The following is a 10,436-nucleotide window of genomic DNA, read 5'->3' on the forward strand; positions in this document are numbered from 1 at the left end:
CACCCATCCGCCCCGAACGCCACGTCGCCCAGTCGATCGCCACCATCCGGGCTGAACTCATCTGCACTCTCGTGCGAAGGCTCCCACGATGTCCCTGCTGCCACACAAAGTTTATGACACAGTAGTACTAACTGAGTGCCTGAACGATGGCCCAGGCAATCGCTTAGTCAGATATATCCCGTCAGCGCTACGATCTGATTGATTCTATCCCACACCCTCGCACGTGGTCCCGCATCGTTGGGCTTGGCTTCTCACGTCTTCTGCGGCGAGGTTACCCCACCGTCACTCCTCCAAATAGCACTGGCACTTACGACCGCTTGCTGCGAACGCTAGCCGGATGTCGATGACGAGAGGTCTTCTGAACCCGCTGACGCAGTCCCATCGACTGAGAGTTTCAGGTCACGTGTACCGCAAGAGTTCCCGCGGCAAGGACACCGAACGGAAACCTGGAGGCCTTCGCTATGAGCCCCGTACCCTCAGAGAACATCGCGCTCTATCTTGTCCGCCATCTGGTACGTGGCTTAGGCAAGGCCGAAGGGCAGGGGATCTCGATTCAGAGCCTCAGGCACTGGTGGACGGTGAGCCTGGGCCAGCGCACCGACGATTTCAAGCTCGGCCTTGAATATGCCGCCAAGTGCCACTGGATCGAGCATCGTCCTGATAGCATCATTGTATTGACCGGCACGGGCGCTGAAAAGGGCGGCACAATTCGCTGAAAGGCACGTCAAGAACACGAAGACGCGGAGGCCCAGGGCGGCAGGGCTATCGCACAGGCTTTTGCCTTGTCAGCTATGCGAGGCTGGAAGCGTAGGAGCGGCCGCCTCCTCAGGACCATGGATAGCACAGGACGAACGGTGCTGAGCATACCAATGCTTAGGTTGGTCAGACGCGAAGGCCTCTCTGCCCTGAGGCACTCGCAGTGCCGAGCAGCGCCTGTACGAGAGATAGGTGACCTTCGGCACCGCTCCCCTAAGTCTGTTCCAGGGCACCGCATCAACGCTCTCAATCCCCGCGCGCCCACGGGAGGTCGAGGACGGGCGGAGTCTTGGATCCGTCCACGCCTGCACCCAAGGCACTGCGTGTGGCTCCAATGAGCACAAATGCCCTGCTTCCGATTGATCCTGGAGCAGCATTCCAGATCAGCCAGGATTGTCTCCCGAGCGGGGAGGAAGTGCTAACATGCCGGCAGCGCGTCAGAGGCGTTTCTTCGGAGGAGCCGGGTCGATGTTGCATCATCTTCTAATGACAGCTCCAGCTGTCGGACTGATCGCCGGGTTATCTGCCTCCCCCGTGTTCGCAGCCGAGATGATCGAGGCCATCGGTGCGGAGAGATGCGGAGGGCTGCAGAAACCGTATGCAGTCGAGTTCTTGGCCCCGGAGGATGTCGATCTCCAGGCGAGTGCGAAGAGGATGGTCAAAGGGAGCGAAGACATTGACAGCGCTCCCCCCGCTCTCTCGCTCGATGGCAAGCTGTGCTCGGACGGGCGCTGTGCCTTTCGAGCCAGAAAGGGGCAACTCTACAAGCTTGCCAGCCAGAGCACAGGCCCGCAGTTGGGCAGGCTTTGCATCTCCGTCACCCGACCTTGAGGTAGGTAGCGGAGGTTCCCACCGGCGATCTCCGTTGCCTCTCTTCCTACAACTCGACGACCGTGAGTGTCATTTCAGGTGCTGGGCGAGGTGCTTGTTCATCTCGAACATGCTGACCTTGGTCTTGCCCTCGAACACCGCCTGAAGCTTCTCGTCCGCCATAATCTCGCGCTTGTTCTGCTGGTTCTGGAGCTTGTGCTTCTTGATGTACTCCCAGACCTTGCTCACCACCTCCGGGCGCGGCAGGGGGTCTGAGCCGACAATGGCAGCTAACTCCTGCGATGGCTGGAGCGGCTTGAGGAAAGCCGAAGTCTGCTCTCGAGCCGGGCCCTCCGCTGTCTTCGTCTGTATGTGCGGTTTTTCCGGTCTTGAAGGCGGCATACGGTCATCCCTCTGGGTGGAACCAAGAACAGATTCAAATGGCAGCCGCAGCCTTCGAGCGTTGGAGCGCGGCCTGCATCAGCCGATCCGGGCCAAGATCGTGCCGGTTCTCCATCTGCAACATCGCTACAAGCTGAGTACGGGCGCGATTAACTCGACTCTTGAGCGTGCCCACCGCGACACCGCAGACAGCCGCCGCGTGCTCGTAGGTCTCACCTTGCTCGACCACCAAGAGGAGAGCCGTGCGCTGCCCCGGTGGGAGACGTATCAGCGCCTCCTGAAGGTCTTGCAGCATCAACTTGGATTCCTGCTCGGGCTGAACCATCAAGCGTCTGGCAAAGTCGCCCTCTGGGTCTTCCATCTCCCACCTGCGCTTGCGATGCTCCGAGTAGAAGCTGTTGCGCATGATCGTGAACAGCCACGCCTCCAGGTTGGTACCGGGCTGGAAATGATCCAGGTTCGCCCAGGCCCGGAGGACGGTATTCTGCACAAGATCATCGCTCCGGACCAGATCATGGGTCAGATGCAGCGCAAAGTTCCGCAGGTGCGGCAGAACGGCGGAAAGCTGGCCACGCATATGCTGCGCGCGGCGGGCCGCGCGAACCTCCTCCAGAAGGGCCAGTTGCTGCGCGTGCGAGAGCGAATGAATGTGACGGAGCCGCATCCGCTTGCGCCGTGCCGACCGGCCGCGATCTGTCTCTTTGGGTGCGCGATGGCTGTGTTGGTGAGCGGCTTGGGTCATGGCCGTGCTCCACCTTGGCTACAGGTTCACCATACACCTACGGTTGCCCGTCAGCCAGCTAATTCAGGGCGACAGTAGAGCCTGCGGGCGGCTTGACGCTCTGCGGGGGCAAGCGCACCATTCTGCTTCCAAGTCCCAGCCCTGGAGGCTGTCATGGATGAGCAAGGCGATGATGTCGCTCTGATCCGTCGTTGGTTTCGAACGCTCCAGGTCTGTGTTCAGACAGTGGATTTCGCGGGCTCGCGCCCGCTCTTCGCCGACGATATGATTACCTTCGGCTCCTTCACAGCGTTCACGATGGGGCGCGAGGCCACCGAACACGAGCAGTGGCGTCAGGTCTGGGGTCACATCGACCAATTCCGGTGGCGTCTGGATGATCTGCGCACCATCATCTCGGGTGACCGCCTCACGGCAGCCGGCATGGCGGTGTTCGAGTCCACCGGCTACAGCGAAGGCGGCAAAGCGTTTGATCGGCCCGGACGGGCAACCGTGGTGCTCGGGCGGCAGGCTGTGGGTGACGAATGGGTGGCCCAGCACACCCACGTGTCGCTGTTCCCAGGCACCCCCTCACGCTCCATCGGCCCCAAGCAGGACCACCCGCCTGCTCTGTAGCAGCACCTCCTCGGCCCGCTGCACGAGATTGGTGCTCCGGAGCATAGAACGCTGAGATGTCGTATTTGGCACGGGGAGGTCACCGATATGACCGAACGAACCTACAATGTCCTGTTTCTCTGCACCGGCAACTCAGCCCGCTCAATCCTGGCCGAAGGCATCCTGCGCAGGGACGGGCAGGGCCGCTTCGCAGCCTACTCGGCAGGCAGCCAGCCGAAAGGCATGGTCAATCCGCTGGCCCTGAAGGTGCTGGGCGACCATGGCTATCCGACAGACGGGTATCGCTCGAAAAGCTGGGACGAGTTCGTGGCTCCAGGAGCGCCTGTGATGGACTTTGTGCTCACCGTCTGCGACAGCGCGGCTGGTGAAGCCTGTCCGGTGTGGCTAGGACACCCGTCCATCGCGCATTGGGGCATCGAGGACCCAGCCGCTGTCGAAGGTTCTGACGCGGACAAAGAACAAGCCTTCCTTCGCGCCTTCGAGTTCCTGAAGAGCCGGATCGGCACGTTCCTCCACCTGCCGCTGGTCAGCCTGGATCCGTTCACGATAGGCTCCCGGCTTCGTGCCATCGGTCACCTGAACGAAGCAGGCACGAATTCAGCAGGTGGGAACTGAGCCGCCCCAGAGGTAAGGTGCGCTGCGGCCAGTAGTTTCAGGGCAAAACATCCAAGCTGGCGTGGCTGGGCCGCTCTCTGAATTGTTGATGTCAGGCCAGGATGGGCTCGGGCGTGAACGGCGAGCGCCCAACCAACAGCACCCTGGCCACGGCTCCGGCTGACCGCAGCTCGCCGAGAACTCGCTTCAGGGCTCCGACGCTGCTGCTTGCCGAGCCTCCTGCATGGTGCGGAACTCCAGCATTGTGAACGGGTCAGGACTTTCCTGACTGGCGGTGCGGTACGCGACAAAGGATACCGCTCCTGGCATTTTCAGAAGCTGACCAATTCAGTCCCAGATATGCCGGTTGTAGTTGTTCCAGTCCTGCGTGTCGGTTGGACGGTCATACTGCAACATCAGATAAGCTATGGGCCACCTTCGGGTCAGCGCATTGGGATTCCGTCTCGGCTAGCAGCGGCGTTCCCCCTACTCACCCATAACAAGAATGCCAGACCAGCAGGAAAAACCGCTTCGTTTCCATAAGCAAGATCGGACCGGAACCCCACGCTAAGAATCCCGCGATTTCCCCAGCCCCTTGGCCTTCGTCTGGGGGATGACGCGAGAAATGGCGATTGGTGTCCAACGTCTGTTGAAGTTCTGACAATTACTCAGCAGGGGGCACGTGTTGGATGAAGGCCAGACCAGTACCGCATCCTACGAGGCCCCTCATCTCCATCGAGACTACGTCTCATCCGGCGCCGATGAAGAATCATTCCTGCTGTTTTCGGCAATCGCGCTCGTCGTGCTTCGAAGCGGCTGAGCGTAGGACTCCGGGAAAGTGTTGCGAAGATCCCACCTCAGCGCTACAGCCGCCGTGGCTCAGGCAGGTTTGGCCGGTGGGTGCGGATGGGTGCTGTGGAACCACCAAATCTCGACAGCCGCTATCGCCGCAACCAGCCCACCAAGGACCACATGGGTCGCGGCGGCCGTGGCTTCGCCCATAAAGCCGAAGAGCCAGGGTGAGGCAACGAGGCCGAGCCCCGCCGCAAGATCGACCCACTCGTGCCACTCCGCCCGCTGAGACAGGGCGGCAGCCGAGATGACTGCAATGACAAGCCCCCCGGTTCCAGCCGTCCAGCTGGCGCTTCTAACGCTCGCAAACCCAAGCAACCAGGGGCACAGCAACAGGATCAGACCTAGGATGGCCGTGATACTGTTGAGGATATGATCACCGCGTTCCGTCAGCGCGCGCATGGCACACCTCCTCTCAAGGTCCAAGCCCCCAGCAGCGGCGCCTCGTCATGCTATCTGACCCGCCGTCACCGCTGAGATCATCACGGGGCCGTTTGTTCATTCTACGCCCGAGTCTGCCGGGATGCATCAACAATCCGGTGTTGGGCCGTCCGCACCCAGTGCTGCGAAACATGACCCTTGAACAGCTTGCCCATCCCCTTTTGAACGCGGACTACGCCGACCCAGCAGCCTTCCAGCGGCAGTGCTGTGAACCAGCATCGAATGACCATTCCCGAGCCGACCGCCATTAAATGCATGACTTTGCTGGCGAACTCATAGCGTCGGCGGGGTCATCATCGGCGTCGATCGTGACCCCACCGAATTTCCATTGTGTGTCGCTAACCCAAGGCGTTGTACCTCCCGCACGAAGGGCCAACCTTCGGTGCCGCTTCACAGATAATGCCCGCGCTCAACCAGGAACGGATTTTGCGCTGACCCCTATCAGCCGCTTCAAACGAGTGATTGCAGATGCGTTGCGCTCGCGGACGGACTACCGCCGCCCCACCGAGGTCGCCGTTGCAAGTCAGGCCTTGAACCGCATGCTCGAGCTTGGACGCTCGAAGTCCGTCCGCATCGCCTAAGCAAAGATGTGGGGTGGGTGGAGTGCGTTCACCAGACAATCCATGCAACACAGCCGATCCTAGCTCCTAGCGCCAGGTTGGGCCTTCATTTCGCGGCGATAGTAGCGCCGCCACCCCTCCCGCCGCCGGATTGCCATGGGTTCATCATACTCGCTCGGCAGCACGATCGGTACAAACAGACAGACGCTTTGCGTCGGCAACACCTCGCGCCATTGGGACAGAAGTTTCTTATAGGCTTCCCCCACAGGCCGGATGTTGCGGTCGAGATCGTACAGCCCGCGCGGGTTCACCCGACCCCGTTGCCGCGGAGGGCAATGTCCCAGTCAATCTGGTCCGTGAGCGAGTACCACGTGAAGCCGACAATCGGCACCCGGTTGTTGCGGACGCGCAGGACGTTGGCCCATTGCTTCCACAGCCAGTCGACCGCCTCGTCACCCTCCGGGCCCTGGTCGAAGTTGGTCTCGGTGTGCATCACCGGCAGGCCATAGCGGTCGTGATACTGGCGCGTGATCTCGTCATAGCCGAACACCTCTCCGGCGGGCCGGATCTGGCCGTGGGGATCCACGCGGTGCTCATTGGTGTGGTAGAAATCGTTGCCCATGATGCAGTGATGGCGCAGGTTGTTGTCGAGGAAGAAGTGGTATTCCTCCCGCGTCATGCCGTTATCCAGCAGGAACTCGTGCATCTCCGAGTTGACTGGGCGGCCGTAGTTCAGGTCGAGCGACAGGAATCGTCGCGCGTTGTAGATCTCCGCGGGCTTGATTGCCTGCGGGTGCTCGGCATGAAAGTACTCCGATGACTCGCTCTGGATGAAGATTGCATCGGGGCGCTCCTCCAGAATGGCATGCATGGCCAGCACGTTCGCCTTGACGAGGTGCTTGAGCGCGGTGACGAAGCCCTGGTCGCTCCAAAGCTGCTCGTTCCAGTACCCAAGCGCCGCCGAGAACGTGGCGCAGATGAACATCTCGTTGACGGGCGTGTAGAGCTGCACCCAGGGAAACCGCTGTGCAAAGGCGCGTGCATAGTCCGCGAACAGCGTCGGCAAATCGGCATTCTGGAAGTTGCCGATCCAATCCGGGACCCCGAAATGGCACAGATCGACGATGGGCACGATGTCGCGCTGCTTCAGCCGGGCGAACGTCACATCAGCAAACTCCCAGTCATACCGGCTTTGGCCGAGGAACGTTTTGTGAAGCGGCGGGCCGTACCGCAAGAAGCGGATGCCAAGCTCGTCCAGGAGATCGAAATCCCGCTCCCACAACCGATAGTGGCCACATTCCTCCATCTGGTCCCGGCGCACGCGGCCGTTCTGGATGGTGGGATAGCTGTTCTCGATGCCGATCGCGAACAGGAACAGCGGGGTCCTGGTTGGCGGACGGTCGGAGCCGGCACGATGCGGATGATCGCTCATGATGTCCCTCGCGGGCTTCTCGCCTGGGCCTGTGGGAAACGCGCTTTCCTGCTCATCGGCTCCAAGAGGCTCCGAAGGCAAGCGATGCATGGGCCGACCCTGCCAGGCAATCCACCAAGGCTTGCAGGGGCAGGCATCACCTGCTTTTGCGGGCGCTGACATCAGCCAAGCCATCTTTAGCCTCGACGGGCGCTCTTCCGGTAGACACACTTGGAGCTAGAGTGGGCTCAGAGAAGAGTAGGTGTTGGCGGCTAAGCTCAACGGCAGATCTCTGAAGCGGACGTCAGCCCCTCAACCTGAGACCGCAACAGCTCAGGCTTGTGCTTCACAATCCAGATCCTCCGCAGTTGCGGTCCCGAGCTAGCCGCGGCCTCTGCTCAGGAACGGCGGCCCCGCCCAACACGTTTTCCAACTGCGTGCCGTTCAATTCTCGCAGCAGCCGTAACTGCCCGCGCACTTGCCCTTCCTCCAGGCCGCGCTGGGCAACTCCAAATTTCAGGAGCCGGAAGGAGCAAGATGCCAGGCGCGCAATTCAGCTGAAAGGCCGAGCCCCTTAAGCCTGTGCTGATCCTGACCCGAATGTAAGCCTTTCGGAGATGTTCAATGAAGCTGGGCAGGATTGAAACCTTTCACGTGCCGCCGCGCTGGCTGTTCGTGCGGATTGAAAGCGACGACGGAGCCTTTGGCTGGGGCGAAGCAAGCCTTGAAGGCCATGCCGACGCCGTCGACGGTGCATTGGATGCCTTCCGTGATCGCTTCATCGGCCAGGACGCCCGTCGCATCGAGGACATCTGGCAGGTGGGCTACCGCGGAGGCTTCTATCGAGGCGGGCCTGTGTTGATGTCGGCGCTTGCAGGTTTCGAGCAGGCCCTGTGGGATATGAAGGGCAGGGCATTTGGTATGCCGGCCTGGGAGATGCTCGGCGGCCAGGTGCGCGAGAAAGTCCGGGCTTACGCTTGGATCGGCGGCGACCGTCCACAGGAGATCGCCGTAGCAGCCCGCGCGAGGCGGGAGCAGGGCTTCTCGGCCGTGAAGATGAACGCCACGGCCGAACTCGATCTGCTGGGCACACCTAAACTCTTTCGCGAGGTGGTCGAACGCGTCCGGGCGGCGCAGGCGGAGAATATGGATGTCGGACTCGATTTCCATGGCCGGGTTCATAAGCCCATGGCCAAACAGCTCGCCAAAGTTCTTGAGCCTCTCGACCTGCTGTTTATCGAAGAGCCACTGCTCGCCGAGAACACCGAAGGCTTGGTGCAGATCAGCCAGATGATCTCAACACCGATTGCTCTGGGCGAGCGGCTCTATTCTCGCTGGGACTTCAAGCCCCTCCTGGAGTGCGGAGCTGTCGACATCATCCAGCCTGACCTGAGTCACGCCGGAGGATTGTTGGAATGCCGGAAGATTGCGGCGATGACTGAGGTCTATGATGTCGCGGTGGCGCCGCATTGCCCCTTGGGGCCTCTCGCCCTGGCGGCCTGCCTGCAGCTTGCTGCCTGCACACCGAATGTTGCCATTCAGGAGATGTCGCTCGGGATCCATTACAATGTGGGACACGATCTCCTGACCTTTGTCACGAACCGGGAGGTCCTGACGCCAGCAGATGGCTTTCTGTCGATTCCGACTGGCCCTGGACTCGGGGTCGCGATCGACGAGGCGGCCGTGCGCGAGGCGCACAAGGACCGGCATCGCTGGCGTAATCCGATCTGGCGCTACCAGGACGGCAGCTTCGCCGAGTGGTGATTGTGTAGATATTCGATCTGCTCAAGGGTCTGGGGGTTCGATCAGGCAGCGTCCCCCCTCTGGCGCCAGAGGTTCGGAATGAGGACCGTTCAAAGTAGTGTCCCGCCGGACCCAGAATCTTAGCTCTTTCCATTGTTCGGAACCGCCGCAGCGCTTCACAGATCTTGCGGATCTCGTCAGTTCTTCCTGAATCAGACGTTCAATCGGATCTGTTGCAAGTTTCTCAAGCCACCCATGTTCCCAGGACGCCAATCACCTGAGCCATCCTGTAGGGCTTCGAGATGATGATCCCGCCGGGGACAGGCTGCATCTGCTCCGCATAGCCGGTCACATACAAGACGGGCAGATCGGGGAAGCGCTCACGGTAGGCCCGTGCCACCGCCCAGCCATTGGCGCCCGGCAGGCGAATATCGGTCAGCAGGGCATCGACGGCGATCCCAGCTTGCAGGAACTCCAGGGCTTGACTGCCACCGGCCGCTTCGATGACCTCGAACCCGGCCTCTTCCACGCCCGCCACAGCCATCTCGCGGACGAACGCATCATCTTCTACGACCAGAACTTTCATCACGTCCGCACTGACCTGGGTTCCTCCGCTGTGGAGGCTTGTCGCTCTGATAGCTCAGGTCGCAATTCAGTTCCAGAAACGGCTTACGCCGACACCACGATCGAACAAGCCGACTGACAGATAACAAGTCCTGGATCAGAGCATACGACGCGGCCAGTACTCACCTCTGAAGTAGACCCCGTCGCTCTTTTGTCGCACTTCGCGCAGGTTTATGCTGCATCGCACCTTCTGGCAATTAACTTAAGCTAGTCTGCCAAAGGAAGCGGTGCGTTGATGGAGCGATTATTGAAGCGCCGGATGCCCTGCTCCGGGTCGATCCGGTGCAGCACCACCTGGCGTTTGATCGGGGGAGTGTTCGTCGTCCTTCATCCCGGTGTCCCGAGGGCCTCGATGACATACTTGTAGACGTTCGTCGCTACGGCTGCGGCTGTATCGTCCTGAACGTCCCGCAATCGCAGGCCGTATTCGAGCGTGCCACAGAGGCGGCGGGCTTCTTCCGCAGCGTCAGGCCGATTTGTGACAGCGCCAATGATAACGGCTGAAACCGCGTATCCGATGGACACGGCTTCTTGTAGGTCGCCCTTGTTGAACCCGTAAGGTTGTTCCCCCATGCGCCTCTCCTGAGTTTGCATTGTCTGTCCCTCAAATTCCCCCGGCTCGGCTGATAGTCTTTCCTCGGGTCTGCTCGTCAGGCACGGCGAGTGCGAGGCAGCGGTCGCCAGCCAACCACGTGGCGATCGAAGTAGATGTGTGTCCCATAGCGATCCCCGAAGACGCGCCAGTGGCCCAGTCCCATCATGTGAAGTAGTTTGGACTTAATCTGACAGACGGTGTCGTTAGGCTGAGGCATGAGCCGAGGCCGGGCGCGGAGTGGTCGGGGTGCGCAGCGCCCGGCCTCGGGGTTCACAAGGAACATCGTCATGACCA

General features: G+C 60.9%; 10 protein-coding genes. 4 read left to right on the plus strand and 6 right to left on the minus strand.

Going from position 1 to position 10,436, the window contains the following annotated elements; all coding sequences use genetic code 11:
- Positions 1–461 precede the first annotated feature (461 nt).
- Positions 462–716 (plus strand): hypothetical protein, encoded by a 255-nt coding sequence (locus tag FS320_RS30950; RefSeq protein ID WP_152716206.1) that lies wholly within the window; start codon positions 462–464, stop codon positions 714–716.
- A gap of 940 nt (positions 717–1,656) precedes the next feature.
- Here FS320_RS30950 and FS320_RS30955 read toward each other — a convergent pair.
- Both FS320_RS30955 and FS320_RS30960 read right to left on the minus strand, forming a co-directional pair.
- Positions 1,657–1,968, minus strand: coding sequence for an SWIB/MDM2 domain-containing protein (locus FS320_RS30955; protein WP_152716208.1), 312 nt, complete (start codon positions 1,966–1,968; stop codon positions 1,657–1,659).
- Between the two features lie 34 nt (positions 1,969–2,002).
- On the minus strand, positions 2,003–2,710 hold the full coding sequence (locus FS320_RS30960; protein ID WP_244627509.1) for a sigma-70 family RNA polymerase sigma factor: 708 nt from the start codon (positions 2,708–2,710) through the stop codon (positions 2,003–2,005).
- A gap of 153 nt (positions 2,711–2,863) precedes the next feature.
- Between FS320_RS30960 and FS320_RS30965 the strand changes: the two genes are divergently transcribed.
- Complete coding sequence (locus FS320_RS30965; protein WP_152716210.1) at positions 2,864–3,322, plus strand: YybH family protein; 459 nt, start codon at positions 2,864–2,866, stop codon at positions 3,320–3,322.
- Positions 3,323–3,409: 87 nt separating this feature from the next.
- Positions 3,410–3,937 carry an arsenate reductase ArsC gene (locus tag FS320_RS30970; protein ID WP_152716212.1) on the plus strand — a complete coding sequence of 176 codons (528 nt, stop codon included), beginning with the start codon at positions 3,410–3,412 and terminating at the stop codon, positions 3,935–3,937.
- 858 nt (positions 3,938–4,795) lie between these two features.
- On the opposite strand, the gene FS320_RS30975 is transcribed toward FS320_RS30970, so the two are convergent.
- Together FS320_RS30975 and FS320_RS30985 are read right to left on the minus strand one after the other, a co-directional pair.
- Complete coding sequence (locus FS320_RS30975; protein WP_152716214.1) at positions 4,796–5,170, minus strand: SPW repeat protein; 375 nt, start codon at positions 5,168–5,170, stop codon at positions 4,796–4,798.
- A 906-nt stretch (positions 5,171–6,076) separates the two neighbouring features.
- Complete coding sequence (locus FS320_RS30985; RefSeq protein ID WP_338105557.1) at positions 6,077–7,201, minus strand: family 1 glycosylhydrolase; 1,125 nt, start codon at positions 7,199–7,201, stop codon at positions 6,077–6,079.
- Positions 7,202–7,804: 603 nt separating this feature from the next.
- Between FS320_RS30985 and dgoD the strand changes: the two genes are divergently transcribed.
- On the plus strand, positions 7,805–8,944 hold the full coding sequence (gene dgoD / locus FS320_RS30990) for a galactonate dehydratase (RefSeq protein ID WP_152716216.1): 1,140 nt from the start codon (positions 7,805–7,807) through the stop codon (positions 8,942–8,944).
- A gap of 223 nt (positions 8,945–9,167) precedes the next feature.
- Here the strand turns inward: dgoD and FS320_RS30995 are convergent, their stop codons facing one another.
- Positions 9,168–9,509 (minus strand): response regulator, encoded by a 342-nt coding sequence (locus tag FS320_RS30995; protein ID WP_152716218.1) that lies wholly within the window; start codon positions 9,507–9,509, stop codon positions 9,168–9,170.
- A 365-nt stretch (positions 9,510–9,874) separates the two neighbouring features.
- Positions 9,875–10,120, minus strand: a complete 246-nt coding sequence (locus FS320_RS31000; RefSeq protein WP_152716220.1) for a hypothetical protein — start codon at positions 10,118–10,120, stop codon at positions 9,875–9,877.
- Positions 10,121–10,436 lie beyond the last annotated feature (316 nt).

This window comes from Microvirga tunisiensis (genome assembly GCF_009296175.1).
Taxonomy (GTDB): Bacteria; Pseudomonadota; Alphaproteobacteria; order Rhizobiales; family Beijerinckiaceae; genus Microvirga; species Microvirga tunisiensis.

Bases quoted from the DNA above. Each gene is read 5' to 3' on its own strand.
- FS320_RS30950 (WP_152716206.1), top strand. From the start codon at position 462: ATGAGCCCCGTACCCTCAGAGAACATCGCGCTCTATCTTGTCCGCCAT.
- FS320_RS30955 (WP_152716208.1), bottom strand. From the start codon at position 1,968: ATGCCGCCTTCAAGACCGGAAAAACCGCACATACAGACGAAGACAGCG.
- FS320_RS30960 (WP_244627509.1), bottom strand. From the start codon at position 2,710: ATGACCCAAGCCGCTCACCAACACAGCCATCGCGCACCCAAAGAGACA.
- FS320_RS30965 (WP_152716210.1), top strand. From the start codon at position 2,864: ATGGATGAGCAAGGCGATGATGTCGCTCTGATCCGTCGTTGGTTTCGA.
- FS320_RS30970 (WP_152716212.1), top strand. From the start codon at position 3,410: ATGACCGAACGAACCTACAATGTCCTGTTTCTCTGCACCGGCAACTCA.
- FS320_RS30975 (WP_152716214.1), bottom strand. From the start codon at position 5,170: ATGCGCGCGCTGACGGAACGCGGTGATCATATCCTCAACAGTATCACG.
- FS320_RS30985 (WP_338105557.1), bottom strand. From the start codon at position 7,201: ATGAGCGATCATCCGCATCGTGCCGGCTCCGACCGTCCGCCAACCAGG.
- dgoD (WP_152716216.1), top strand. From the start codon at position 7,805: ATGAAGCTGGGCAGGATTGAAACCTTTCACGTGCCGCCGCGCTGGCTG.
- FS320_RS30995 (WP_152716218.1), bottom strand. From the start codon at position 9,509: ATGAAAGTTCTGGTCGTAGAAGATGATGCGTTCGTCCGCGAGATGGCT.
- FS320_RS31000 (WP_152716220.1), bottom strand. From the start codon at position 10,120: ATGGGGGAACAACCTTACGGGTTCAACAAGGGCGACCTACAAGAAGCC.